This window comes from Alteromonas sp. MTD1 (assembly GCF_042848195.1).
Lineage (GTDB): Bacteria > Pseudomonadota > Gammaproteobacteria > Enterobacterales > Alteromonadaceae > Alteromonas.
In genome coordinates this window covers 45,016-70,570 of record NZ_BTGG01000003.1, presented here as the reverse complement: position 1 = coordinate 70,570, position 25,555 = coordinate 45,016, and the positions used below count along the sequence as shown (strand labels likewise).

General features: G+C 44.8%; 23 protein-coding genes and 1 tRNA gene. 16 read left to right on the top strand and 8 right to left on the bottom strand.

Annotation, left to right across the window (positions count from 1 at the left end; translation table 11 throughout):
• The first annotated feature begins 15 nt into the window (after window positions 1–15).
• Together lptF and lptG are read left to right on the top strand one after the other, a co-directional pair.
• Window positions 16–1,128, top strand: a complete 1,113-nt coding sequence (lptF, locus tag ACGHAV_RS04775) for an LPS export ABC transporter permease LptF (RefSeq protein WP_334013762.1) — start codon at window positions 16–18, stop codon at window positions 1,126–1,128.
• Window positions 1,129–2,190: an LPS export ABC transporter permease LptG gene (gene lptG, locus ACGHAV_RS04770; protein ID WP_390377173.1), complete on the top strand. Its 1,062-nt coding sequence runs from the start codon at window positions 1,129–1,131 to the stop codon at window positions 2,188–2,190.
• A gap of 96 nt (window positions 2,191–2,286) precedes the next feature.
• On the opposite strand, the gene ACGHAV_RS04765 is transcribed toward lptG, so the two are convergent.
• Window positions 2,287–2,856, bottom strand: coding sequence for an RDD family protein (locus tag ACGHAV_RS04765; RefSeq protein WP_390377170.1), 570 nt, complete (start codon window positions 2,854–2,856; stop codon window positions 2,287–2,289).
• 315 nt (window positions 2,857–3,171) lie between these two features.
• Between ACGHAV_RS04765 and ACGHAV_RS04760 the strand changes: the two genes are divergently transcribed.
• The 8 genes from ACGHAV_RS04760 (at window position 3,172) to ACGHAV_RS04725 (ending at window position 10,787) form a co-directional block, all read left to right on the top strand.
• Window positions 3,172–3,705 carry a sigma-70 family RNA polymerase sigma factor gene (locus ACGHAV_RS04760; RefSeq protein WP_390377167.1) on the top strand — a complete coding sequence of 178 codons (534 nt, stop codon included), beginning with the start codon at window positions 3,172–3,174 and terminating at the stop codon, window positions 3,703–3,705.
• Window positions 3,702–4,403, top strand: coding sequence for an anti-sigma factor domain-containing protein (locus ACGHAV_RS04755; protein WP_390377164.1), 702 nt, complete (start codon window positions 3,702–3,704; stop codon window positions 4,401–4,403). Before ACGHAV_RS04760 ends, ACGHAV_RS04755 begins: the two co-directional genes overlap by 4 nt.
• A 252-nt stretch (window positions 4,404–4,655) precedes the next feature.
• Window positions 4,656–6,176 carry a DUF4331 domain-containing protein gene (locus ACGHAV_RS04750; protein WP_390377800.1) on the top strand — a complete coding sequence of 507 codons (1,521 nt, stop codon included), beginning with the start codon at window positions 4,656–4,658 and terminating at the stop codon, window positions 6,174–6,176.
• 11 nt (window positions 6,177–6,187) lie between these two features.
• Window positions 6,188–6,724 (top strand): Ig-like domain-containing protein, encoded by a 537-nt coding sequence (locus tag ACGHAV_RS04745; protein ID WP_390377161.1) that lies wholly within the window; start codon window positions 6,188–6,190, stop codon window positions 6,722–6,724.
• A gap of 81 nt (window positions 6,725–6,805) precedes the next feature.
• On the top strand, window positions 6,806–8,056 hold the full coding sequence (locus tag ACGHAV_RS04740; protein WP_390377158.1) for a saccharopine dehydrogenase family protein: 1,251 nt from the start codon (window positions 6,806–6,808) through the stop codon (window positions 8,054–8,056).
• 134 nt (window positions 8,057–8,190) lie between these two features.
• Window positions 8,191–8,277: transfer RNA gene (locus ACGHAV_RS04735), tRNA-Leu, on the top strand.
• 443 nt (window positions 8,278–8,720) lie between these two features.
• Window positions 8,721–9,245, top strand: coding sequence for a methanogen output domain 1-containing protein (locus tag ACGHAV_RS04730; protein ID WP_390377155.1), 525 nt, complete (start codon window positions 8,721–8,723; stop codon window positions 9,243–9,245).
• A gap of 3 nt (window positions 9,246–9,248) precedes the next feature.
• Window positions 9,249–10,787 (top strand): response regulator, encoded by a 1,539-nt coding sequence (locus ACGHAV_RS04725; protein WP_390377152.1) that lies wholly within the window; start codon window positions 9,249–9,251, stop codon window positions 10,785–10,787.
• An 82-nt stretch (window positions 10,788–10,869) separates the two neighbouring features.
• On the opposite strand, the gene ACGHAV_RS04720 is transcribed toward ACGHAV_RS04725, so the two are convergent.
• Complete coding sequence (locus ACGHAV_RS04720; protein ID WP_390377149.1) at window positions 10,870–11,133, bottom strand: hypothetical protein; 264 nt, start codon at window positions 11,131–11,133, stop codon at window positions 10,870–10,872.
• Window positions 11,093–11,803, bottom strand: coding sequence for an alpha-1,6-glucosidase domain-containing protein (locus ACGHAV_RS04715; protein WP_390377146.1), 711 nt, complete (start codon window positions 11,801–11,803; stop codon window positions 11,093–11,095). Before ACGHAV_RS04715 ends, ACGHAV_RS04720 begins: the two co-directional genes overlap by 41 nt.
• 71 nt (window positions 11,804–11,874) lie before the next feature.
• Here ACGHAV_RS04715 and ACGHAV_RS04710 point away from each other — a divergent pair, with 71 nt between their 5' ends.
• A complete protein-coding gene (locus tag ACGHAV_RS04710) occupies window positions 11,875–12,123 on the top strand; it encodes a hypothetical protein (RefSeq protein WP_390377143.1) in 249 nt (82 codons plus the stop codon).
• A 168-nt stretch (window positions 12,124–12,291) separates the two neighbouring features.
• On the opposite strand, the gene ACGHAV_RS04705 is transcribed toward ACGHAV_RS04710, so the two are convergent.
• From ACGHAV_RS04705 to ACGHAV_RS04685, 5 genes are all read right to left on the bottom strand, one after another.
• Entirely contained in the window at window positions 12,292–13,434 is a 1,143-nt protein-coding gene (locus tag ACGHAV_RS04705; RefSeq protein WP_390377140.1) for an acyl-CoA dehydrogenase family protein, read from the bottom strand.
• Window positions 13,435–13,531: 97 nt separating this feature from the next.
• Entirely contained in the window at window positions 13,532–14,533 is a 1,002-nt protein-coding gene (locus ACGHAV_RS04700; protein ID WP_390377137.1) for a helix-turn-helix domain-containing protein, read from the bottom strand.
• Between the two features lie 79 nt (window positions 14,534–14,612).
• Window positions 14,613–16,256, bottom strand: coding sequence for an AMP-binding protein (locus ACGHAV_RS04695; RefSeq protein WP_390377134.1), 1,644 nt, complete (start codon window positions 16,254–16,256; stop codon window positions 14,613–14,615).
• Between the two features lie 64 nt (window positions 16,257–16,320).
• Window positions 16,321–18,471, bottom strand: coding sequence for a 3-hydroxyacyl-CoA dehydrogenase NAD-binding domain-containing protein (locus ACGHAV_RS04690; RefSeq protein WP_390377131.1), 2,151 nt, complete (start codon window positions 18,469–18,471; stop codon window positions 16,321–16,323).
• Window positions 18,472–18,493: 22 nt separating this feature from the next.
• Window positions 18,494–19,702: an acetyl-CoA C-acetyltransferase gene (locus ACGHAV_RS04685; protein WP_390377129.1), complete on the bottom strand. Its 1,209-nt coding sequence runs from the start codon at window positions 19,700–19,702 to the stop codon at window positions 18,494–18,496.
• A 397-nt stretch (window positions 19,703–20,099) separates the two neighbouring features.
• Here ACGHAV_RS04685 and ACGHAV_RS04680 point away from each other — a divergent pair, with 397 nt between their 5' ends.
• The 5 genes from ACGHAV_RS04680 to ACGHAV_RS04660 all read left to right on the top strand — a co-directional run bounded on the left by ACGHAV_RS04680 (window position 20,100) and on the right by ACGHAV_RS04660 (window position 25,332).
• Complete coding sequence (locus ACGHAV_RS04680) at window positions 20,100–21,191, top strand: CaiB/BaiF CoA transferase family protein (RefSeq protein ID WP_390377126.1); 1,092 nt, start codon at window positions 20,100–20,102, stop codon at window positions 21,189–21,191.
• 17 nt (window positions 21,192–21,208) lie between these two features.
• Window positions 21,209–21,640, top strand: coding sequence for a hypothetical protein (locus tag ACGHAV_RS04675; protein ID WP_390377123.1), 432 nt, complete (start codon window positions 21,209–21,211; stop codon window positions 21,638–21,640).
• Window positions 21,641–21,843: 203 nt separating this feature from the next.
• On the top strand, window positions 21,844–22,344 hold the full coding sequence (locus ACGHAV_RS04670; RefSeq protein ID WP_390377120.1) for a (2Fe-2S)-binding protein: 501 nt from the start codon (window positions 21,844–21,846) through the stop codon (window positions 22,342–22,344).
• The gene (locus ACGHAV_RS04665) at window positions 22,341–24,620 is read left to right on the top strand and encodes a molybdopterin cofactor-binding domain-containing protein (RefSeq protein WP_390377117.1); all 2,280 of its coding nucleotides are present in this window, start codon (window positions 22,341–22,343) and stop codon (window positions 24,618–24,620) included. The genes ACGHAV_RS04670 and ACGHAV_RS04665 overlap by 4 nt, the downstream gene beginning before the upstream one ends.
• A 22-nt stretch (window positions 24,621–24,642) precedes the next feature.
• Window positions 24,643–25,332 (top strand): hypothetical protein, encoded by a 690-nt coding sequence (locus ACGHAV_RS04660; protein ID WP_390377114.1) that lies wholly within the window; start codon window positions 24,643–24,645, stop codon window positions 25,330–25,332.
• Window positions 25,333–25,555: the final 223 nt, after the last annotated feature.

Sequence of the window (25,555 nt, the reverse complement as noted above, 5' to 3'; positions counted from 1 at the left end):
TCCGGAAGGGCTGAGATGCTGATATTCCGCTATTTACTTAAGGAAACGCTGAAATCTCAGTTAGCGATTTTCTTCATCTTAATGGCTATTTTCGTCACATTAAGATTTGTACGCGTATTGGGCGATGCGTCAGACGGTGATATTCCCGCTGGACTGGTTCTTGGTTTTCTTGGTTTGTACGCCCCAATCCTTTCTTCTTTGGTGCTTCCAATAAGCGCCTACCTCGGCATTATGTTGGCACATGGTCGCTTGTATGTAGACAGCGAAATGACGGTAATGCGCGCCTGTGGTATCAGTGAATGGTACGTTACTCGGGTGATGCTGTTTTTATCTGTTTTAATAATGATTGTTACTGGCGCAATAACGTTATATTTCGCGCCGCTGGCAGCCGAAAATGAATATCAGTTGCGTGAAAAAGCGCGCAGCGAAGCCGGTATTTCAGCATTGATGCCGGGGCGATTCCAACAAACTGGAAACGAAAAAGCCGTTATTTTTGTGCATGACGTAGACACCAACACGGGTAATCAAGACCAGCTGTTGCGCGTATTTTTATCGCAAAACCAAACCGAAGGAAGCGACGGTGATGTTCGTGTGGTTTATGCGCAAACCGGTGAGGTTGCGAATAACCCTGACGGTACCCGAAACTTGGTGCTAAAACAGGGCGTACAGTATGAAGGAAAGCAGTCTGAAATGGCATACCGTAAGGTTGAGTTTGATGAGTATCAAATTCAGATTGCCGACAAACCAGCAGACGAAACGCGCAGAAAAGTAAGCGTGCTTCCCACGAGTGAACTATGGGAAGACGACAGTATTGAAGCACGCGCCGAACTTCAATGGCGTATTGCAATTCCGTTATCTATCCCCTTTCTTGTACTTATTGCTGTTCCTCTAAGTGCGGTAGACCCTCGCCAAGGTCGCTTTGGGAAAATGTTCCCAGCTATCTTGCTTTATCTCGGGTATTTCCTATTACTGCTAGCGAGCAGGCGCGTACTAGAAGACGGTAAAATGCCACCGCAACTTGGCCTGTGGTGGGTGCATACAGTGATGCTAATTATCGGAATAACGTTAATAGCCCGAGATAGAAAAACAGGTACGCTATTTCGTGCTTGGGTATTGGGTAAAAAGTAGATGTTTAGAATCCTCGATTTATACATAGCACGTACCCTATTAGGCACCATTACTGTGACCTTAAGCGTGCTCATTGGCTTAAGCGCCTTAATTAAATTTGTTGAGCAGCTTCGTAAGATTGGTGAAGGTGACTACGACATGCTTGCCGCTTTCATTTTTGTGATACTTAGCCTACCGAGAGATTTAGAACAATTCTTCCCCATGGCAACACTGCTTGGCGGACTAATTGGTATGGGTGTTCTAGCCAGTAACAGTGAATTGGTAGTCATGCAGGCGGCAGGTCTTAGTCGCTGGAACATAATCAATTCAGCAATGAAGTCTACACTGGTAATGATTTTGCTGGTTATGGCAGTGGGAGAATGGGTAACACCTTACAGCGAGACCAAAGCTAAGCAAATTAGAACAGAAGCCATTTCCGGAGGTAGCCTGTTTTCGTCCGACAAATTGGTTTGGGCTAAAGACGGAGACCGCTTTGTAAGCATTGGCCAAGTACTTAGCCAAGACTCATTGAAAGATGTAAGCATATTCAATTTTAAAAATGACCTGTCGCTTGAAAGTATTACCTATGCCAAAACCAGTGAGTTTGATGGTGATGGTTGGTGGCTAAGCGGCGTTGAAGTAACACAGTTTACTGACACGCAGGTAACCCTTGAAACATCTGAGCGTATGCGCTGGAACTCAACACTTACACCAGACAAATTAGGTATTGTTGCAGTGAAACCTGAAGCATTGTCTATCACAGGCCTGTTAGATTACGTTAATTATCTTGAAAATAATGCACAGGACCCCTCACGATATCAACTTGCTCTTTGGCGAAAAATTTTGCAACCGGTGTCAGTGGGTGTAATGCTGCTGATGGCGCTTTCATTTATTTTCGGACCGCTGCGCAGTGTTACTATGGGCGCACGCGTAATTATGGGAGTGTTAACCGGGTTTGGTTTCTTTATTCTTAATGAAGTGTTTGGACCCGTGAGCTTGGTGTACCAGCTACCGCCATTCTTGGGCGCATTGTTACCAAGTTTACTTTTTGCCGCGATTGCAGGGGTAATGTTGAGGCGTTGATCAATTAGCATTCGTCTAACTCAACAATCAAAACTAATAAAAAAGAGGCCTTACAGCCTCTTTTTTATTATTCGTCTAGCGCTCCATAAAGCACTTTTACCAGCTTTTGTGATCGTTCGCTTCTTTTGAAAGCTTCAATACTTCAGTATTTGCCAATCTATCTTGTAAAGACTGTTTATTTTTAAAATCTAAAAGTACCAGCAACGTTCCAAGCCCACACAAAGAAGACACTAGTCGAATTAGCAATCTAGGCCATGTAACCGGCTCATCTACTGTACTAAAAATGCGTAGTCGCCATGCTCGCATCCCAATGGTTTGGCCACCGCGCTTCCAAAACCATAAGAAAAAACCAGATATCCATAGCGCAACCCACACTTGAATAAGCAACTTATAACTGGTTGATGCTTGGATAAGGTCGGCTGGCTCGGCAAAACCCTGCAAGTCTAAAACACCGTTTTTAAGCATAATCACTAGCGTTACTATCATTACCATTGCCGCACACATGCCAACGGCAATCGCTACCAGCGCATCGTAAACCATGGCCAATAGGCGACGAAAGAAGCTCGCCCGCTCTCCCCAAGCATCGCTTGTCTGTGCTTGAGTTTCGACTGTGTTGTTTGCTTTGGAACGTTTAGAACGCTGCTCACGGGTGTTACGTTTTGCCACATGCATCTCATTTAAAAACAAATTCCATAATAGTGTGGCATATCCCATGGCTGTCATAAATACACAGTGCGCTTAATTACGTGCTTTTCATCATTTCTTTTTAATATTCACTTTATCTAATTTACTCACTACGTACATTTGTACAAAATTCATGCTACCTTGAAAGGGTTAGCACAACATAACGGGTCGCTTGCATCTAAACGCATTAAGTAATCGTTAGTACATATAACACATCGCCAATGGCTTAACGCTTGTGTGTTGTGGTGCCAACAATAATACGAAGCGCCAACATTAGGCGCCTAATAAGGAGCGAAAATGGAACACGAGATACTGTTTCCCTTGCTGTGTAAGACCGCGCAAGGCAGTAAAGATGACTTTGCGGAGCTTTACAGGATAACCAGCCCACAGCTCTATGCGGTGGCTTTGAAATTACTAAAGAGACCAGAGCTTGCAGATGAAGCAACCCAAGATGCGTACATTAAAATTTGGCACAATGCTGGTAGTTACCAACGAGCGAAGGGCACTGTTCTTACATGGATGGTAAGCATTGTAAGATATCGTTCACTCGACCTTATGCGCTATCACAATGTGCGCAATGAAGTAGAACTTAACGATGATGAGCCATCGGGCAATGACTCTGGGCCAAGTATAAAGCTAGGCGCTGAGCAAGCTCGTCTATCAGAATGCCTTGATGAACTTGATGGGCCTCAAAGGCAGGCAATTCACTTAGCCTATATCAATGGTATGTCACATCAAGAGGTAGTGAACCATTTAGCGTCCCCCCTTGGCACGATTAAAAGTTGGATTCGTCGAGGTCTTCAAAGCTTACAAAGGTGCCTATCGATATGAATTACTTAAAAGAAGAACGATTAAATGCGCTTGCCGCTGAATATGTTCTGGGAACACTCAGAGGAAAGGCGCGTATTCGATTTCAAAAACTGATGATGCAGTTCCAAGCAGTAGGCGACGCTGTTGCGCAGTGGGAGCAACACCTTTCAGGTTTTGCCGATACTATCGCCCCCGTTAATCCTGGTCAAAACGTATGGGAAACCATTCAGCTGCGTTTAGGTCACAAGGTAATAAATACGGATCACGACAACGTTGTGGAAATTGAACGAGCCAAACGCGGTCGTTGGCGCGTGCTGTCCATGCTGTCTACCGCTGCCGCATTATTGCTGGCTGTTGTACTTATCACGACGCAACCAGAACCGATTGACGAGGTTTCACACATTGCGGTTGTAAACAATGCTGATAATACCCCTCTTTGGGTTATTGAGGTGTCGTCATCTAGCCTATCGGTGAAAGTTACCGATGCTTTTGCAGCATTAGACAACAAAGACTATGAACTTTGGATGGTACCAGCGAGCGGCGAAGCACCAATATCATTGGGGCTGTTACCTGAATTGGGTGGGGATAGTCGAGCAACGCCTAGTATATTGCTAGATAAAAGCATCACGGCCTTGGCAGTTAGTCTAGAAGCTCCTGGAGGCTCTGTAACTGGATCACCAACAGAGGTGCTTTACATCGCGCCAATCGTATCTGTTTAATCAAAAACCTGCCTATTAATTAAAAGCCACTTTGTTAAGTGGCTTTTTTGTTTGTTTTTTATTCATTAATAACCTATCCCTTATGTTAGAAATTTATTTTCAAAAAATTCACATCTTATTGAATCTAATTTCACTTGCCAGTCGTAAGGCTTCTTGAACTCATAAACAAAGAGACTCACCATGACTACGTTTCAACAAAAAGCATTGGCTGCTGCCGTTGCATTAACGTGCACTGCAGGCGCTATAAATGTAATGGCTTCTAGCCACCGTGAAGCACCCAACATTACTCGTCACCCCAAGTTAGATAGCACTGACTTTTATGCCTTCAATAGTTATGAAGAAGGTAGAGAAGGCTATGTAACAATGATTGCCAATTATATTCCATTGCAAGATGCGTATGGCGGTCCGAACTACTTCGCTATGGATCCCTACGCGCATTACGCCATTCACATAGATAGCGACGGTGATGCCGTTGAAGACTTAAGTTTTGTTTTCCAGTTTACTAATACACTTGCCGCTGAAAACGAAGGTATCGCGTTACCTATCGGCCCTGAAGGCGACAAAAAAATGGTTAAAGTGCCGCTTAAAAACATTGGCGGAATAAGTGCCGATGACCAAAGCGCAGCAAACTTTTCAGAAAGCTATACGCTGACCATGGTAAGCGGCGACATGTCTACGGGCACACGCACAATGCTTACTCCAGCCATGGGCGACATGTTTAAGAAACCGCTGGACTACATTGGTAATAAAACATTCACCAGCGAAGCAGAATATGCAAGATACGCAGAGAGCTTTATCTACTCATTTGCCATTCCCGGCTGTGACGACATGGCGCGCGTTTTTGTAGGTCAACGCAAAGACCCGTTTGTGGTAAACCTAGGCGCAACATTCGACCTTGTGAATTACGTTCCTGTTGAAGGTGACAGTGCGCCAGGCGCAGGTGATGGTGATGGTTTCCCTGGCGGTATTACCCAAAGTGCCGACAATGACGACCTCATCGATAAAAACGTCACCGCTATCTCTGTTGAAGTACCTGCAGCCTGTGTTACTGGCGAGGGTAACGGCACTATTGGTAGTTGGACAACCGCTAGCCTACCTCAAGCACGTATATTGAACGCAGACGCAACCTTCGCAAAACCAGAAGTTAATGGTGGTGCTATGACGCAAGTGTCGCGTTTAGGTAGCCCGTTAGTGAACGAGTTAGTGATTGGTATTGGCGATAAAGATAAGTTTTCAAGCGCCCACCCAAGTAACGATGGCCAGTTTGCCGACTATGTAACCAATCCGTCGCTACCAGAACTGTTAAACATTCTGTTCAGAGATGCGGTAAACGCCACATTGGGCACAGACATAGAAACACTAGCCCCCACTAACTTCCCGCGCGTTGACTTGGTAACTGCGTTTTTGACCGGCTTCCCAGGTGTTAACCAACAAGCAACGGTAACGGCGTCTGAAATGCTGCGATTAAATACGGCTATTCCTGCCACGCCTGCAGCATCGCAGTCGGCCTTTGGTGTAGCAGGTGACGATTTAGCAGGTTTCCCAAATGGTCGTAGACCGGGCGACGACGTAGTTGATATTGCGCTTCGCGTTGTTATGGGAAGACTATGCTACCCCATCCCTGTTGCGGGCGAAGACACTGACTTAGGGCTTTGTGCACCAGAAGATGCAAGCGTAGGCACAGTACCATTTACTGATGGTGCACCTGTTAACGCAAGTATGTTTGACACAACATTCCCTTACCTTAAAACGCCATTAGCAGGCGCAGAATAAGGAGGAATGTTATGAACACATTCACGAAAAAGCGCACTAGCGGGGCGTTTGATTCATTAGCATTTAAAAACCGGGTTAAATTAGGAACACTGATAATCCTAGCTACTGCTGTTGTAGGCTGCTCTGACAGTGATGATGATGAGCCAAACCTAGCACCTGTAGCGGTTGATGAAACATTTACTACGCAGGCCGACATTGCTTTTGACGGTGCACTAACGGCAGTTGACCCTAACGGTGATGCAGTTAGCTTCGCATTAGACCAAAACGGAACGTTAGGTAGTGTAGATATTGCTGCTAACGGCAATTTTACGTACACCCCTAATGCACAGGTAACAGGCAGCGACAGCTTTACGTTTAGTGTTTCTGACGGTGTAGCATCTTCCACGGGTACTATAACGATAACCATTGAAGCACAACAGTTATCATTAACTAGCTATACCCGCGAAGCCTTTGCGCAAGCACCTACCGATACACCTTTACCGGTTAACGGGCGAGAGTTCACGCAGGATGCAAATGAAGCAAGTTTTGATGACCTAGTTGGTCAGTAAAAAAGAGCACGATCCCAAGGCCAAGGATGGCCCTTTTCTGAGTTACATTTTAGCTACGTTGTTGATAAGAAGCAGGTATTCATGCAAAGTGAATACACCACAACAAAATCAATAGCTAACATGCCTACATCAACAGATACCCAGTTCGACATACTGCTTTATGGCGCCACTTCATTTGTTGGCAAAATAATGATTAACTATTTGGCTAACCTACCCCAAGACGGTTTTCCATGGGCCATTGCTGGTAGAGACGAGCAAAAGCTAATTGCACTTAAAACCAAACACAACTTAGCTAGCCTTCCCCACTTCGTAGCCGACGCTAGTAATGAAGCCGCACTGACTGCGCTAAGTGAAAAAACCAAGGTGATTATTTCAACCGTGGGTCCATACGCACTATATGGTGAAACATTGGTAAGAGTATGTGCAAAAACGGGTACCGATTATTGTGACCTTACGGGTGAGCCACAGTGGATAAAAGCCATGCTAGATAAGTATGAGGACGACGCAAAAGCCTCTGGGGCCCGTATTATTAATAGCGCAGGCTTCGACTCTATCCCATCCGATTTAGGCGTTTATTTATCACAACACCTTGCTATCGAAAAAACGGGACTGCCCGCAGAGCACATAAAAATGCGCGTGCGAAAAATTAAAGGTGGCGCGTCGGGCGGTACCATCGCCAGCATGTTAAACGTAATGAAAGAAGTAGGCGAAAACCCTAAGCTTCGCAAAATGTTAGTAAATCCTTACATTCTTTGTGGAGCAGACAATCCGTTTCACGTTCGACAGAAGAATCATAAGTCAGCAGAGTTTGATAAAGAACTTGGCATATGGACTATGCCCTTTGTGATGGCCGCAATAAACGAACGTATTGTGCATCGTAGTAACCTGCTACTAAATGGTAAATATGGCAAAACATTTAAATACGATGAAGCCATGTCGAGCAAAACCGCATCTACTGCATGGATAACCACACTTGGGCTTGGTGCCTTTGTGGGTGCTGCGAGTTTTTCTCCGCTGCGCCACATTTTAGCCAATTATATTTTACCGAAACCGGGAGAAGGTCCGTCGCCGAGTGAGCAAGAAAACGGTATGTACGATATGCGGTTTTACGCCACATTAAGTAACGGCGAGAAACAAGTAGTGCAAGTAACGGGCGATAGAGATCCGGGTTACGGCAGTACAGCTAAAATGCTTTCGCAAGTCGCCCTTTGTTTATCGCAAGATGTGCCCGAGCTTGAAGGTGGTTTTTGGACACCTGCTGCAGGTTTGGGTGATAAGCTAATGGAGCGCTTGAAACTGCATGCGGGCGTTGTAGTAAGTGAAATGCATTAACCTGCGTATTTAAGTGCGGTACTGGCTGCACAATCTTTCAGCACTTAATAACGTTATCGTTAAAAAAGAGTTGTATAGATACGCCGCATCGCTATAATGCCAAGCATCAACACCACGTTGATACCATACACAATGCCAGTGTGATGGAATTGGTAGACATGGCGGATTCAAAATCCGCTGCTAGCGATAGCGTGGCGGTTCAAGTCCGCCCACTGGTACCATTTACTTCCTATAAAAGTAAATACTGAAACCGACGGAAGTCGGTTTTTTTGTGCCTGAAGTTCAGCAAATCGCCACGCTAGCGTGTCGGCCGACGGTCGGTCCCATCAAGCCCGCCCACTGGTACCATTTACTTCCTATAAAAGTAAATACTGAAACCGACGGAAGTCGGTTTTTTTGTGCCTGAAGTTCAGCAAATCGCCACGCGAGCGTGTCGGCCGACGGTCGGTCCCATCAAGCCCGCCCACTGGTACCATTTACTTCTCATAGAAGTAAATACTGAAACCGACGTAAGTCGGTTTTTTTATGTCTACAGTTCGGCAAAGCGCCCCACCAGTTATACTAAAGTCTAATGGCGCACTGTATCTTTACTGTCTATTCGTTATTAACGGTCAAAAAGGGCCTTCCCTGCTATGTCGAAGGTGCCACAAAGGTGAATAGACACATGGAAACTGTCAAGCGCGCTGGCATGATCAGTGAAGAGAACGCGGTAAAATTCAATAATACTGAATTCTTCGGCGATATCGTCGCCAAGCTAGCGGAGACGCTAGAGGCCACAGTCGGTCTTCAGGATGCTGAAGGCTTTATCGCGAATGTAGGTGAAAGCATTGGTGAAGAGATTTCTACAATGTACGATACCGGAGAAGCGGTTAGCAATGTTTACATTAGTCAGATACTGGTCGATTTAAAACGCCGCATCGGTGGTGAATTTACCGTTGCTGAACTTACCGATGAAAAAATTGTGTTAACCAACACACGCTGTCCATTCGCCCATAGAGTCAACGGTAAAAAGTCACTGTGCATGATGACCACAAATGTGTTTGGCACCATTACCGCCGACCGAAATGGTTATGCCCATGTAGAGGTTGAAGACGCCATTGCGGACAACGATAAATATTGTCGGGTGGTTGTAACACTAACTCCTGACGCTGTTACATCTGAGGAAGGCATCGAATTTTTCGGTGGATAGTCCTTGGACATTGCAGCGTTAAAAGTATTAACGGACGTTTGTCTTCACCCTGCTGTCATTATTGACCAGGATCTTCTAGTTGTTGCTTTAAACAAGTCTGCTGAAAAACAGGGCTTTTCTCTCAATAGCAACGCCATGACCAACTTCTCCGTTAACGGAGATGCAGAAAAACAACTAAAACAGTGTTTTAAAAGCTCCAACAAAAAACATATTCGAGCGCTTTTGCAAAACGGCGATGAAACAGATGTGATGGGCTGTCGGCTTGCAGGCCCTTTCCGCGCTGAAAGTCTGGTGATGCTGCAGTTTACTGATACCGCCTCGGCTCGTTCGCACTTTATAGTAACCACTTTAAAAAACCTTGAGTTTAAAGCTAAAAAAGCACAGCAAGAAGCGAATAAAGCTAACGCCGCGAAGTCGATGTTTCTGGCTAATGTGTCACATGAGATCCGCACTCCTCTACATGCCATTTCGGGTCTACTGGAACTGCTGTCAGCAAGTGAATTGAATGAGCACCAAAGAGACTACATTGCCCGAGCAAATAAATCAGCTTCGCTTCTAGCGCAGCTCATCAATGATGTATTAGACATTTCTAAAATTCACGCGAAACAACTTCAACTTGAAGCCATTCCGTTTTATATCGATAGGCAATTGGTTGAATTAGAGGGCATGTTTAGCGATAAAGCTGCAGCGAAAGGCCTCGATTTTAAGTGTGAATACAAGGGATTAAAAAATCTCCCCCTTAAAGGTGATCCCATCCGCATAATGCAGATCCTGATAAATCTATGCTCTAACGCCTTTAAGTTCACTAAAAAAGGTGGGGTATCTGTTACCGTTGTGCAGAAAAAAATGGGACAGGAAGCCAGCTTTGAGGTAACAGTAAAAGACTCCGGGAGTGGTATTGAAGCTTCTTTTATTCCTTCCATGTTTAACAGTTTTACTCAGCAAAACTCGACGATTACCCGAAAGTTCGGCGGCACAGGATTAGGGCTTGCTATTGTAAAAGAACTAGTGGTGAAGATGGGAGGAAGCATAAATGTTAGTAGTACTATTGGCGAAGGAACGGAAATCGTATTATGTATCTCATTCCCTGTTAGCAACGAAAAACCACATGGAGAGGAAGATACACCATCGCATAAAGACATATTAAAACCACTGAATATCCTGCTGGTAGATGATAACGATATCAACCTAGAGATTGCGCGGTCGATGCTGGAACAAGAAAACCACAACCTGACTACTGCGCTTAACGGTCAGTGCGCCATTGAGTGCCTTGAAAAACAAGATTTTGATTTTGTCTTTCTTGATATTCAAATGCCGGTGATGGATGGTCTTACCGCTATCAAGCTAATCCGTAAGCAATCCCGATGGAAAAATCTACCCATTATTGCGCTGACCGCCAATGTGTTATCCAATGAAGTTAGAGAATACCTTGCAAGTGGGTTTGACGGGCATTTAGGGAAACCTTTCAGCAAACAGGCGTTAATAGACGCCCTTAGACAACACGTACAAAGTTATGATAACCGTCAAAAGACAGCGTCCTAATTGAGTGCCTATTTAAATAAGCCAGGCTATAAACAAAATACAGCCTGACTTTCTAGTTTTCACATCTGATTTGTAAGAAGCTTTACTCCAAAGCAGCCTCAACACCTACCACAGGCGCGCCGGTATCTGAGGCGTCTACTACGAAACGTAGTGTTTGCGACTGACTTACCGATAGCAGAATATTACCTGCGCCTTGTTGTAGCGTTAGCGATTCGCCAACATTTATTGAACCACCATTACTGCCCAAGTTAGGTGAAGACCAATTTGCCTCTGCTACCTTAAACTCGTGGGTTCCTGCAGGTACTTCAAAGCTGATAGAGTAAATACCCGCGCCTTCGTACACCATTGGTGTGAGTTGTACCCCATTCAGTCATTGTGCCGCGTACATAAATGGTGGTATCACCATACGGTGCAGGTACTGCATCAGTGTCTTGCGTGGTAATAGTAAGCGTAGGGTTTGCATCGTTCTCGGCATCTAGCTCAAAGGTGTACTCACCGTCGCTTATAATATTGAGCGTTAAGTTGTTACCGCCATTGGTAAGAGTAGCCGACTGACCTGCGCCAACCGATATACCACCGCCAATGTTGGCCGTACCAAAGTTTTCATCAGCAAATTTGAAGTCATAGGTACCTTCAAGCAAATTAACAGTAATACGATAGGTATCGTTACCTATATATTCTAACTGCAGCGACGTATCCCAGTTGTTCATTGCACCACGTAAATAAACCGTTCTGTCTCCGTAAGGTGGCAATGCAGACAATCCATAGCCCTGTTCACCATTTTGCGACTTCACAAATACAGCAGTAGTTAGCGCCGGCACGCTAAAGGTTCCGTTGTTAAACGATGCGCGTTTAACGCGCTCGTCTGCAGACTCTTGCTGGTTAGCGTGTAATACAAAATTCGTTGCATCACCAATGGTGAAGTTCTGCGTGCTTTGCGTACCGTTAAACAGCACTGCAACGGCATCGTTGTTTTCATCGAGGTCAGTAAGACCAATTCCATAGTCAAGACTCATTACAATAAGCCCTTGAACCTGCCCTGCTCTGGTATTTTGAAAACAACGCCTATTCGGACAGATATAGCAAAATGACGTTTCTTATTTTGCTTAACGACAATTTCGAAGGAGGAGAAACACGGTTTTTGGTGAATGCTAACCACCCGGGAAAACCAGCAAAACGAGGTGACAGACAAGCACAAGTTAATGTGCGAACGCCTGCTGGCGGTGCCCTCTTATTTCCACATGGACATCATTCATTGCACTGTTTACACAGTTCAACACCAATAACAAAGGGCGTTAAATACATTATTCGCACCGATATGCTGTTTGAAATCTGACGGTAACTTAGAGCGTAGACGAACAGGGTATACTTGGCATCATGAGTAACACGATGCCTCGGCTTCCTTAACGCTAACGGCTTGAGGGTCAACTGCATACAGCATAAGCCGTCTATGGCGGTTGTTTCCGTCAAGCCGACAGTAAAGGCTGATTAGCGAATTAGGTAGCTATTTTAGCAGCTGCCTAGCAATGATAAGTTTCATAATTTCACTTGTACCGCCATAAATTCGCATAACGCGTGCGTCTGCGTATGCCCTTGCGACGGGGTACTCCAGCATGTAACCGTATCCACCGTATAGTTGTAGACACTTATCAACCACTTTTCCGAGTAGTTCAGTCACCAATAACTTAGCTTTTGATGCAAGTTCTGTAGTGAGGTCTTTCGTCAAATGTAATTCAATACAGCGGTCTGTAAAAGCGCGGGCCGCATCAATTTCAGTGTCTAAATCGGCTAAAACGAACTGGGTGTTTTGGAATGCCCCTATATTCTGGCCAAACGCTTTTCGCTCTTTAACATACTCAACGGTTTGCGCTAAAACAGATTCACACATTGCCATACAATGCACAGCGATCGTTAAGCGCTCCTGTGGTAACTCTGCCATTAATTGCGCGAAGCCACTTCCCTCGGGTCCGAGCAAATTAGACTGAGGCACTCTCACATCATTGAAAAATAATTCCGAAGTATCCTGAGACTTCATGCCAATTTTCGCTAAATTTGAACCTCGCTCAAAGCCGGGTGTATTCGCTTCAACGAGTATTAAACTTAAACCTTTTGCGCCAGCGGTTGGGTCGGTTACTGCGACAACAATAACCAAGTCAGCTAATTGACCGTTCGTAATAAACGTTTTACTTCCGTTGATAACGAAGTCATCACCCTCTTTTTTTGCTGTAGTTTTGATTCCTTGCAAATCAGACCCAGTTCCTGGTTCTGTCATGGCGATAGCCGTCACTATTTCGCCAGAAACACACGCGGGAAGGTATTTTTGTTTTTGCTCTTCAGTGCCTAATCTCGATAGATAAGGAACGACAATGTCAGAGTGTAATGGGAAACCTATTCCGTTTAGTCCAAGTCTGCCGATTTCTTCTGTAAGGATAACGTTGTATAGAAAGTCTAGACCCAGCCCGCCATATTCCTCTGAAACGAGCGGTGCTAAGTAGCCCTGCTCGCCAGCCGCTTTCCAAATTGATTTATCAACCTGCCCAATCTTTTCCCATTTTTCGTAATGTGGAACGGCTTCAGTTTGTAAGAATTTTCGAAAACTATCACGCAGCATCTCGTGCTCAGAACTAAATAAGGTTCTCGGCAACATGGTCCTACTCCAACGTTCAATGTAAGTTTCACAACATGTTAACAACCTAATTAGTGCTTACCAATGACCGAAAGCGCCAGTGAATAGACCAAAACGATCATTGACGTTCGCGCCATTCCCCAGGAGTGAGGCCAGTCCATTTTTTAAATGCGCGTATAAAGGCACTGGGTTCTGAAAAACCGACCAGATAGGCAATATTTTTAATGGAGGTGTCTTTTTGCGTAAGGTGGTAGGTTGCAATATCTTTCCTAACGCTTTCTTTTAATGCCGCAAAACTTGTATTTTCTTGGGCAAGATAGCGACGAACAGTTTGCGGGCTTTTATTCAGATCATCAGCCACTTTTTTGAGTGGCAAATTTTCTAAATTGTCGCACTCTCTTAACATGCGTTTAATTTGCGCCGTAATGCTGGCGTCAGACATGCGATTAATGAGTAAGTTGGAAAGGGAATTTATAAACTGAGTAACACTTTCTTCTTTTTGAGTAACAGGTAATTCTAGGTCGCTTCGATAAATACTTAATTCCGTCTGCGGCCTTTCGTAATAGTGACGACAGGGAAAAGCAGAGTCTAAATCGTGTGAGTAAGTCGACTTTTTACCACTGAAATTCAGGCGATTAAGCGATATTCGATGATTTGTTACCCAAGACGACCATCTAAATACAAACAACATAAGCGTAATATAAACCAGCATGTCTGCATCCGACTCTTCTCGCTTTATGTTAATAACAATATTCGCTTCTTCACCGCTCTCAACCAGTTTTATATCTAAATCATCATGCAACAGCATTAAATATTTAAATAGTCTGAAATACGCATCTCGCAGTGTTTTACCTCGTAAGGCATACAGCACACCTATCTTCACGCCACCTAGTTTGGTGGGCCGTTCAAAAAAGCCTATCGTTTCATCGTTGAGTTTGATTGCCGCAAGTCGAACCAGTTTTCCCAACTTTTCTGACGGCAACCTAAAACTCGCTTCTTCAAAATCTCCCGCGTCATAACCCAACTCGGTAAATAACGCTTTAATCGAGAGCCCATGTTTTTCATAGCCAGCAAACAGGTGCTGTAAGGCTGCTTTTTGTAACGATTGCTTTTTCTTCATTGGCTTAAAGTTAGAACGCTCTCATACATTGATCCCATTAATACCGTATCGAATACGTGTAATACAAGGGGTCTCGATATTAAACAAAGACAACCTCTTCCTTGTTTTCACAACATTTTAGGGCGTCTGGCTTAAAGCAGCTTTCAATGGTTTTTCGATGGTATTTCAAGGTTGGAGTCAACATACCGTTATCGATTGTCCACGCAGCCCGAGTAATTAGAATATGCGAAATACGCTCGTAAGGGGCAAGTGTGGTGTTTATTTTCGACAAATAATGTTTCAGCTTATCGCGCAACTCACTGTTTGTTAATAAACAAGCAAATTCAGAGCGTGTCGCTAACAAAATTGGTTGATTAAGCCCTTGCCCAACAACGATAAATTGCTCTATCTCCGGTACACCGCTAAAGCATTTTTCTAACGGCACCGGATGGATAAATTTTCCTTTGGCTGTTTTGAATTCATCTCCTTTACGCCCGGTTACCACTAGGTTGCCACTCTCGTCATAAGTGCCACAATCTCCCGTGTGAAACCATCCATCTTTAAGCACGCTCAGCGTTTTTTCTTCGGCTCTGTAATAGCCAAACATCATGCCCTCAGATCGCATCAGTATTTCGTTTTCATCGGAAAGCTTTACCTCTACAACATCACCAAGGGGCTTTCCTACTGTTCCCGACGCAGGTATATCCTCAAAGCATCCTGTTCCTGTCGCAAAAGTCTCGGTCATTCCGTAAACTTCTCTTACTTTAATTCCCATGTGTAAGTACCACTGGTGGACTTTTGGCTGCAGCGGCGCTGAACTGCTCAGGATCATATCAGCTCTAGAGAGGCCCAACATATATCGTATTTTATGCTTATCCTCTTCACTCATTGCAGCCTGTGCCTCAGGGGGAATTTTGCTATCTACCGATAATTTAAACTTGTCCCACAGCCTTGGAACCGCAAAGAAAAATGTAGGCTGCACGCTAACGATTTCGTCACTAAAATCGTCGAGACCTGCAGAAAATGAAATACAAGCATTACTATAAAGGCCCGTAAATTCGACAAGGGCACGCTCTGCCATATGAGCCAGTGGCAAAAAAGAGAAAAGTGAGGCTCTATACCCTTCTTCTCGTGAAATTTTGAACTCCTTGGCGATAGAGGGCGTTACCTTTGCCGGCGCAGAATACAAGTGTATAACGCCTTTGGGCATACTCGTTGTGCCGGATGAATACACTATCGTCATTAGACTATCGAGCTCTGCTTTTGGGTTGCTTAACACAAGACCAAACGTCTGCTGAATTTGCGCTAAATTGTGGTCTACCGCTATCGAACAGCCGTGCATGCCCACTAGGGTGACGTTTGCCGTATTCCATTCTGTAAACTTTTGCTCTTGCCCACATTCACCAACAAACATTAGCGAAACATCACATTCTTTTAGTACATGATTAGCAGCCTTAACTGATTGATTGGGGAATAAGGGCACGCTGATGTGCCCACTTAGCATGATAGCCAAATCTACCATGATCCAATCAGCTGAATTTGCTGACCAAAGCGCGATTTTGCTTTGAGGAGGAAGGTTACGAGAATGGATAAAGCTAGCTATTTTTCTAACTCTTTCTCCGACTTCTGACCATGAGTACTCCCTCCACTGCCCATTGCCAAAGGACTGCCTCAGAAATATGTCGGTAGGTGTTTTTTCTTCCCAATAATAGAAATAGTCTAACGGTGTTTTTAACTGGCTCATGCTACACGCCCCTTCAGTCTATAAATGTAAAGCGATATTGTCCGAAGAAATAGGTGAAGTATTTCTAAAGAAATAATTCACCTGCTGCTATTTTCTTTCCTACAATGGCAGGAGCTTTAAATCGCTCACCATATTTTTCAGCAAGCTCTTCACACCTGGCTTGGAAGCGCTCAAGCCCATAGCTATTAACAAATTGAATGTATCCGCCTGTCCAAATGGGTGCACCTATCCCAAAGATACTGCCAATATTGGCATCGGCCACTGATTTCAACACACCCTGCTCCAAACACAGCAAGCTTTCTATTACGTTTATAAACAACAGCCTGTCTTTGATGTCACTATCCGAAATGTCGACGGTTGGGTCGTAATACATATCAAGTAATTGAGGCCAAATTGCCTTGTCACCATCAACATAATTGAAATACCCGCCTTCACCGTGATAGCGACCACCGCGATTGTGTTTCTTCACAAGTTTTTCGATGAGTTTGTTCCCTTCTGGCCAGCGATCATCTTCAGCCTTTATCAAGCCGGCAGCTACTTGCGTTTGTCGTACTTTAATACCAATCGTTAAGCTTACTTCGTCATTTACCGTTAGCGGGCCTACGGGCATCCCAATAGCTTTACCTAAGTTATCAACTCTGACTGGGTGAATACCCTCACTGACCATAGTTGCCGCCTCTTGTAATTGCGAAGCAAAGGTTCTGGAAGTAAAAAAGCCAACACTGTCATTAACGACGATGGGGGTTTTCTTTATCTGCTGGACGAAATCGAATGCTTTTGCGAGGGTAGCGTCACTCGTTTTTTCGCCACAAATTATTTCCACCAGCGGCATTTTGTCTACGGGAGAGAAGAAATGCAGCCCAATAAAATTTTCAGGCTTGTGACTAGGTTCAGCCAGTTGAGTGATAGGAAGTGTTGAGGTATTAGAAGCCCAAATTCCATCTTCGGTTAGAAATTGCTCTGAGCCTGTAAGCACCTTGTGCTTCAGCGACATGTCTTCGAAAACAGCCTCTACAACAAGTTCACAGCCTTTCAAGTCTTCATCATTATCAGTAGCAATGATAAGTGAGAGAGCTTGCTCTTTATCTTGCTCAGTTGCGCGGCCTCTTGCTATTTTCTTGTCGTAAACTTTGGCCGTATAAGCTTTACCTTTCTCAGCTGCGTCAATAGACACGTCCTTTAACACGACCTGTATACCTAAACCTGCCGCTACTGCAGCAATGCCTTGCCCCATCATGCCAGCACCTATCACCCCAACTTTATTGAATGTGAACGTTGTTTTCACATCAGGGCGGCTTCCGCCACCATTAATCTGATTCAGTTGGAAGAAAAAAGCAGACATCATATTCTTTGCTTCAGGCGTAACAGGCAAAGAGGCAAATTTTCTGGACTCTATTTTAAGTGCCGTATCAAAATTTACGGTAACCGCTTGTACTGCTGTTTCTAAAATCGCTTCTGGCGCGGGTAACAAGCCCCTGGTTTTCTTAAGAAGCATATGCGGCGCCATTGCCACAGTTTGCACTATGGATGGCCTGTTGATATTTCCGCCGGGTATTTTGAAACCTTTTTTATCCCAAGGCTGAATAGCGACTTCACCGTTATCTTTGTTGTTAATAAGCCACGCTTTGCAATGTGAAATAAGCTCATCTTTGCTTTGTACAGTGGCGTCAATTAACCCGGCTTTTAAAGCTTGCTGCGGTCTGACTTTTTTACCTTCAAGAAGCATTGGAAGCGCCGCCTCTACCCCAACTAGGTTTGTAAGCCTAACAACGCCCCCTGCTCCTGGTAATAACCCCAACGACACTTCAGGTAAGCCAATTTCAATGCGGGGGTTATCTACACAAACTCGATAATTACTCGCTAAGCACAGCTCATAGCCACCACCTAATGCTGCACCGTTTATCGCAGCGACTACGGGAACCGGTAACTTCTCTAATCGACGGAACAACGACTTATTCGCCTCTACCGTATCAAATATTTTTCGCTCATCACCTGGCTCCATTGCCATGAGCATATTGAGATCACCACCAGCAAAAAACGTATCTTTAGCTGAAGTGAATACGACACCTGAAAGATCTGTTTCTTCTTCCAAAGTGTCTAGTGCTTCCGACATTTCGCGATAAAACTCGTCATTAATTGCGTTTACCGGTCCATTCATGTCCATGGTAATGACTACAATGCCGTTATCGTCTTTTTGGTATTTAAAAGTATTCATGCTTTCCTCCATTATCCTTGGGTTACAGTCTTTCGATAATGGTGGAAATGCCCATGCCACCACCTACACAAAGTGAAATCATTGCGCGTTTTAACTCTCGGCGTTCCAACTCATCTAACACGGTACTGACGAGCATTCCGCCAGTCGCACCTAACGGATGTCCCATGGCAATTGCACCACCGTTAACGTTGGTCACCTCCTCACTAATACCTAATTCACGCATATACCTAAGCGCCACAGAAGCAAAGGCTTCGTTGATTTCCCAGAGGTCGATATCTTCTTTGCGAAGCCCCGCAATCTTTAAGCATTTTTCGGCAGCAGGCGCGGGCCCGATTAGCATAATAGAAGGCTCGGTAGAGGTAACCGCTCCGGCAACAATTCTTGCACGAGGGTATAAACCCAAATCCTTTCCTGCTTGCTCGCTACCAATAAGCACGGCACTAGCACCATCTACAATCCCAGAAGAATTCCCGGGAGTATGGACATGGTTAATGCGCTCTACATGCGGATACTTCGACAATAGTGTGGCGTCCATTCCCATTTCGCCCATTTTTTTAAAGGACGGCTTTAAACTGGCGAGCCCTTCTAACGTGGCATCGCCCCTAATGAAATCGTCTTTAGTTAATATCATTAAGCCGTTTGCATCTCGCACAGGTACTACTGAGCGGTCGAAATACCCATTATCCCGGGCATAAGCTGCGCGTTTTTGTGAAAGAAGCGCATAATTATCTACATCATTTCGAGACCAGCCTCCCAAGGTTGCAATTAAGTCAGCGCCAATACCTTGGGGTGGTGTTTTTTGCGTCATTACAAACTCGGGGTCAAACATCATCGAAGCCCCCGCGGCTCCCATGGGGACCCTAGACATAGACTCCACACCACCAGCTACAATTAACTGATTCCAACCCGACATAATATTTTGAGCAGCGGAATTGACCGCTTCTAAGCCTGAAGCGCAAAACCTGTCCATTTGTACGCCTGCCACACTCTCATCCCACCCAGCAAACTGCACAATTGACTTGGCAATATCGCCGCCTTGCTCTTTGATGGGACCAGTACAACCCAGCATTACATCATCGACATAAGACGTATCTAGGTCGTAGCGTTTTTGCAATTCACGTAATAAACCCGCACCCAGCTCTATAGATTTCACTTCATGAAGCGAACCATCAGACTTTCCCTTACTGCGTGGTGTTCTCACCGCATCAAAAATATAAGCTTGTGTTGCCATAACACCATTCCCCTTTGCTGTATCAGCAACGCCACAGTACATGGTGAAACCTTTACTATTTCACTGAGACCACGGCCTTGTTAAAAAAATGTTGCTTAAAACTATAGAGAGAATGGACGAAAAAACGATGACTAAAGGCACCATATAAATTGACTAAAAGTGACAAATAATTCGAATACATGCCTGACAAGAATGGTATTGCAGTAACTTGTTGGATTTTGTCAATCACACTGAGCTTTCTGGTCATTATCATTGTCGCGGTAAAAAAGTAGATTGTTAAAACAAAGTAAAACTCAGAAGCCAACGCCAGTGTGGCAATGCTAAATACAGTGCAGCGCTATTAGTTAGGCTGCTAGCGAATAGGTGTGATTCGGAGTTTCTAAGAGGACAATGAAATATGTTAGGTGGTTTAAGAGTCATAGAAATCGAGGGAATTGGGCCAGGGCCTTTTGCTGCAATGATGCTGGCAGACCTAGGTGCCGATGTCACGGTGGTTCACCGGGAAGACGTTCCAGTGGAGGGAATGACCGATAAAAGCTTACTTGATAGAGGAAAAAAGTCTGTCCTATTGAACTTGAAAACAGATGAAGGAAAAGCGAGCGTTCGCGAGCTGATTAGAACGGCTGACATTATTATTGAAGGTATGCGCCCAGGCACGATGGAAAAGCTAGGGCTGGGCCCAGATGACCTTCATGCTGTGAACCCCGCGTTGATTTATGGCAGAGTGACTGGATGGGGCCAAAATGGGCCCCGAGCAAAAGCGGCCGGACATGATCTAAACTACATCGCATTATCTGGCGCACTTTGGTACGCCTCTCCACCTGGACAAGCGCCTTTCACACCACCAACACTATTGGGTGATATCGCAGGAGGAGCGCTCTACCTTGTTGCTGGCGTTTTGTCGGCATTGTACCGTGTTGGCCGAACTGGTGAGGGAACAGTTGTTGATGCTGCTATCGTTGATGGCTCTGCACACATGATGAACTTGATCATGTACATGTCAGGCATCGGCGTGTTCAGCGAAACTCGCGGGAAAAGTATGCTAGACGGTCCTCATTGGAGCCGCTGTTATCAGTGTTCAGACGGAAATTGGATGTCTGTTCAATGTCTAGAACCACAATTCTATAAAGCCTTTTTAATTCAATTGGGGCTAAATAGTGACCCAGACTTTCGCCAGCAAAGAAACCCCAAACTGTGGAAAACATTGAGTGGCAGACTGGAAGAAATCTTTAGCAAACACCCACAACAATACTGGAAAACAATGTTCGAGCAGAGTGACGCATGTGTTTCACCCGTGCTCAGCCCTGAACATTCTCAACACGACGCACATATGGATGCACGAGGTGTGTGGACTACCGCAGATGGATTTTTACAAGCCGCGCCTGCCCCGCGATTCTTAGACAAGGCATATTCCTGTGCGGCCTCTAAAGCAATACCAAAACGTGGACAGCACACTGATGAAATACTGAGTGCGTTGAAAGTTGATTGAATAAGGAGGGCACTCTGATGAATGAACACGGTTCCTTTACATTGCGATTTGTGAATGACGTTATTTATTTAAAAATGATTGGCCCGTGGAACGCAGAAACATTCCGCCACTACAATTCAGATCTTACAGATATGTTAGAACAATCAGGTTCTTCAAGCTTTTCGGGCTATGTAGTGCTTGAGGGTGATAGCCTTATGATGCCAGAGGTATACGATAACTTCCGCATAGCAAGTGTTCAAAGGGTTGGAACTGGCTTGAAGAACGTCGCTTTTCTGATTCGAAACTCACAATGCCCATTACTAGTGCAAGAGCAAATCGCCAGTTTATATAAAGACCTGCCAATTAATTACCGATTTTTTGAATTAAAGAACAGTGCCATTACATGGCTCCAATCCCTGAATGTCGGTCTCAATAACGCACTTGTTGATTCGATTGAGGGGTACCTATGAATATTAAGACGCAGCGGCCCGCCTTAACAGCCACCGAGACAAAAAACAAAATAGAGGAAATATCATAAGCTTACAGTAGTTACAAAAATGTAACCAATTGTAGTGCGGGCAGCCTTGGTTCAATATCAATCAAAAAGTTGGATGGGAAGTCTCATCTATCTTTCTCTTTTTTTCCAGTTTACAAACCTTGATAGGGGAAGCGAATGGTAGCGTTCACACTTAATGGTAAGGAAGTAAGATCCAAGGCGCCTGACGATACACCGTTACTTTGGGTAATCAGAGATGAATTTGGATTTAAAGGTACAAAATTCGGCTGCGGTGTTGCCATGTGCGGAGCCTGCACTGTTCATATTGACGATAATGCTGTTCGCTCATGCTCATTCCCAGTTTCAATGGCGAAAGGCAAAAACGTAAAGACTATTGAGTCCTTAGGTGGTGAGCACCCATTACAAAAAGCATGGATTGACGTTCAGGTACCGCAGTGTGGCTACTGTCAATCTGGCCAGATTATGCAGGCCGTAACGCTTCTCGATAGAAACAAATCACCAAGCGATACAGACATTGTCAATCACATGAGCTCAAACTATTGCCGCTGTATGGCTCATGCGAGAATCAAAAAAGCGATTAAAGTGGCAGCAGAGTATCAGAACAGTGCAGTACAGATTTTTGATCCTCTCAAATCTAATGAGGAGGAAGAATCATGAAATTGTTCAAATCCAAGAAAGATGCAATTAGCCTTTCAAGAAGGGGTTTTCTTGTAGGTAGCGCGAGTAGTGGTCTGCTAATGGCGTTCGCTCCCACGTTGGTTTCAGCCAACATTTCAGCAACGGAGTCACTTTCGAGTAAACGTTTTTCTCCAACTATTTGGTTTGAGATTAACGAGCATGGATATGTGACTATTAATGTTGCTAAAGTTGAAATGGGCCAGCATATTGGGAGTTCGTTAGCAAGAATTGTTGCCGAAGAGCTCGAGTGTGATTGGAGCAAAGTATCCATTAACTACGTGAACACCGACCCCAAATGGGGGTATATGGTTACCGGAGGCTCATGGTCTGTTTTTCACTCCTTTAAACCATTGTCGCAAGCGGGTGCTGCTGGACGGATAGCAATGATTGATGCTGGCGCAAAACTTCTCGGTGTTCCTTCTCAAAACTGTCGTGCGGAGAATGGTTTTGTCATTGCTGGAGCAAAACGAATCGATTATGGCGATATTGTTGCAAATAGCGCTCTAGACAGAACATTTACAGCTGAAGAAATTAGCAATATGCCCATCAAACCCAGTGGCAAAAGGCATTTGTTAGGCAAATCATATAAAGCACTTGATATTCCACCTAAAACTAATGGAACGGCGGTCTACGGAATTGACGTTGAAGTAGAAGGAATGGTTTACGCCCGCCCCGTTTTGCCGCCAACACGCTATCACTCTAGGGTTAAGAAGGTCGATGATTCTGCATGCAAAAGCATTCCTGGCTATGCGGGATATCATGTATTGACTGACCCCAGTGGTACGTGTGAAGGTTGGATTACTGTAGTTGCAAATGACTATTACTCAGCGGTAAAAGCGGCTGACAAGCTAAAAGTCGATTACGAACCCGGCCCCTCTATTTCTGTCTCAGAACAAGACATATTGAATGAGGGCGAACGCTTATGCCGTGATAGTAAAGAAGGCCATTTGTTTGTAGACGATGGAAACATTGACGCTGTGGCAAACGATGCTGCACACGTGCTCGAGTCAACGTTTACAACAGCAACTGTGAACCATTTTCAACTTGAGCCACTGAATGCTGTTGTTGAATTCAAAGATACAAAATGGCACGTCCATACAGGAAATCAGTGGCAATCATTAACGTTACCTATGCTCGCAAAGGCAGTAGGAGTTTCTGAAGAGAATGTAGTCATACACCACCACTACCTTGGTGGTGGTTTTGGGCGCCGTCTTTATGGTGATTGGATTGTGCCTGCCCTGCTCACGTCAAAGATTATAAACAAGCCTGTTAAGTTAATCTTTACTCGTCCCGACGATACAGCATTTGATCAAAGTCGCTCCCCCTCAACGGCAGTCCTTAAAGCGTTTTTTGATAAAAACAACCAGTTCACAGGCCTAGAACATTCATTCTCGGCAGGGTGGCCCACTGCGGCAATGGCGCCAGGCTTTATGTCAGAAACGATAGAAGGGCAAGGTAAAGTTGATATGTTCTCTGCCTCGGGCGCAGATCACTGGTACACAATGGAACATCACCGCGCAAGAGCAATTCAAAATGGTATTGCTCAGGACACTTTTACGCCTGGCTGGTTGCGTTCAGTTGGACAAGGTTGGATCGCCTGGGGGTTAGAATCATTTATTGACGAGATTGCACATCAAACAAATCAGGATCCTTTGCAATTTAGGCTCTCACTGCTTGATGGAAAAGGAAAACAAGCAGGTAAAGCACCTGAAAGCGTTGGCGGTGCCACCCGGTTACGCAATGTTCTTAGTCTGTTAGCTGAAAAAGTAAAAGACATCGAACTAGCCAATGACGAAGGGATCGGGTTTTCAGTCACTGCGGGGCAAGAGCGAACCATGCCAGCATGGATTGCGACAGCAGCGCACGTTCATGTTAATAGAAAAACAGGAAAAATCACACTAAAGCGCCTTTATGCAACCGTTGATGGCGGGATTATCGTTCACCCTGACGGAGCACTTGCTCAGCTCGAAGGCTCGCTTTTGTGGGGTGCCAGTATTGCACTTCATGAGTCAAACAGCTACGAAAAAGGCAAGCCTAAAGCATTGAACCTCCACACCTACCATCCCCTAAGGATGAACGATTTACCAGAACTCGACATTGAGTTTGTGGATAGTGACGAGTTTCCTGTTGGCTTGGGTGAGCCAGGGGTTATTGGTGTTGCACCCGCTGTAGCAAATGCCGTCTATCATGCGGCAGGGATTAGACTACGGTCTTTACCAATGACCAGCAAAGACGTTAAAGCAGCTTTGGCTTAATGAAATTTTGAAGGAGGTAAATATGAAGGTTCCTTTTTTGCACATACTTACTCTGGTGCTAGTCATGAGTTTTTCATTATCTGCGCATGCAACAGAAGCCAAGACTGCTTACAAAGCGTTCACGGCCAATCCCGATGGACGCACAGCGTTTGCCTATTTACACAAAGTCGCAGTGCATCCTCGTTGTGCAAATTGCCATGGGGTTGTTGAAGAAGGCATCCATCGTCCTACTGTTGGTGACGAAAGATCGCTTCACCCAATGAATATATCGATGTTGAATAACATTAGGTTATCTGTAGAAAATGGTGAATTTGTGCAAACGGGCAATCCACATCCTGTCAACTGTCGAAGCTGTCATCAAAATGCGAATAGCGATGAGCCAGGTATGCCTCCAGGCGCATCAAACAACTTGATGCCCGGATTCATCTGGCACATGCCGCCACCTACTATGGCTATACCGAGAGACTTGAGCGCACAAACGTTATGCAAAACATGGTTAGATCCAGCGAAGAACTCTTTCTTAGCTTTCAGAGGGGGGCTTGACCAAATGGATGTGTTTAAGAAAGAGTTTATACATCACGTAAAAGATGACCCTCTAGTAAGGTGGGCTTGGGCGCCTGGCCCGGGAAGAACGCCTGCACCTGGAACACATTCAGATTTTGTTAAGGCAATGAAGCTGTGGATTCAGGAAGGAGTACCCTGCCCACAATAACCTGCACTAGCTATAGGGGTAAATAAACAGGCTTAAGCTAACAACTACCCCATCCTAGCTTAATAAATGATTATCCGCTAATTGGAGCGCCTCCCAAGAAGGGAGGCGCCAAACGATTCTTTGCATTTTTATCTTTTGGATGTCGAGCCACACCCCGCATCTACTTTTTAACCAGCAAATAACGTTTAGTCTTGCATTTTGGTTATTGTATTTCCTTATCAAA

Bases quoted from the DNA above. Each gene is read 5' to 3' on its own strand.
- ACGHAV_RS04675 (WP_390377123.1), top strand. From the start codon at position 21,209: ATGAATGAACACGGTTCCTTTACATTGCGATTTGTGAATGACGTTATT.
- ACGHAV_RS04705 (WP_390377140.1), bottom strand. From the start codon at position 13,434: ATGTTGCCGAGAACCTTATTTAGTTCTGAGCACGAGATGCTGCGTGAT.
- ACGHAV_RS04730 (WP_390377155.1), top strand. From the start codon at position 8,721: ATGGAAACTGTCAAGCGCGCTGGCATGATCAGTGAAGAGAACGCGGTA.
- ACGHAV_RS04715 (WP_390377146.1), bottom strand. From the start codon at position 11,803: ATGAGTCTTGACTATGGAATTGGTCTTACTGACCTCGATGAAAACAAC.
- ACGHAV_RS04755 (WP_390377164.1), top strand. From the start codon at position 3,702: ATGAATTACTTAAAAGAAGAACGATTAAATGCGCTTGCCGCTGAATAT.
- ACGHAV_RS04745 (WP_390377161.1), top strand. From the start codon at position 6,188: ATGAACACATTCACGAAAAAGCGCACTAGCGGGGCGTTTGATTCATTA.
- ACGHAV_RS04680 (WP_390377126.1), top strand. From the start codon at position 20,100: ATGTTAGGTGGTTTAAGAGTCATAGAAATCGAGGGAATTGGGCCAGGG.
- ACGHAV_RS04750 (WP_390377800.1), top strand. From the start codon at position 4,656: ATGGCTTCTAGCCACCGTGAAGCACCCAACATTACTCGTCACCCCAAG.
- ACGHAV_RS04760 (WP_390377167.1), top strand. From the start codon at position 3,172: ATGGAACACGAGATACTGTTTCCCTTGCTGTGTAAGACCGCGCAAGGC.
- lptG (WP_390377173.1), top strand. From the start codon at position 1,129: ATGTTTAGAATCCTCGATTTATACATAGCACGTACCCTATTAGGCACC.
- ACGHAV_RS04665 (WP_390377117.1), top strand. From the start codon at position 22,341: ATGAAATTGTTCAAATCCAAGAAAGATGCAATTAGCCTTTCAAGAAGG.
- ACGHAV_RS04670 (WP_390377120.1), top strand. From the start codon at position 21,844: ATGGTAGCGTTCACACTTAATGGTAAGGAAGTAAGATCCAAGGCGCCT.
- ACGHAV_RS04660 (WP_390377114.1), top strand. From the start codon at position 24,643: ATGAAGGTTCCTTTTTTGCACATACTTACTCTGGTGCTAGTCATGAGT.
- ACGHAV_RS04740 (WP_390377158.1), top strand. From the start codon at position 6,806: ATGCAAAGTGAATACACCACAACAAAATCAATAGCTAACATGCCTACA.
- ACGHAV_RS04690 (WP_390377131.1), bottom strand. From the start codon at position 18,471: ATGAATACTTTTAAATACCAAAAAGACGATAACGGCATTGTAGTCATT.
- ACGHAV_RS04710 (WP_390377143.1), top strand. From the start codon at position 11,875: ATGACGTTTCTTATTTTGCTTAACGACAATTTCGAAGGAGGAGAAACA.
- ACGHAV_RS04720 (WP_390377149.1), bottom strand. From the start codon at position 11,133: ATGGTGTACGAAGGCGCGGGTATTTACTCTATCAGCTTTGAAGTACCT.
- ACGHAV_RS04700 (WP_390377137.1), bottom strand. From the start codon at position 14,533: ATGAAGAAAAAGCAATCGTTACAAAAAGCAGCCTTACAGCACCTGTTT.
- ACGHAV_RS04695 (WP_390377134.1), bottom strand. From the start codon at position 16,256: ATGAGCCAGTTAAAAACACCGTTAGACTATTTCTATTATTGGGAAGAA.
- ACGHAV_RS04685 (WP_390377129.1), bottom strand. From the start codon at position 19,702: ATGGCAACACAAGCTTATATTTTTGATGCGGTGAGAACACCACGCAGT.
- lptF (WP_334013762.1), top strand. From the start codon at position 16: ATGCTGATATTCCGCTATTTACTTAAGGAAACGCTGAAATCTCAGTTA.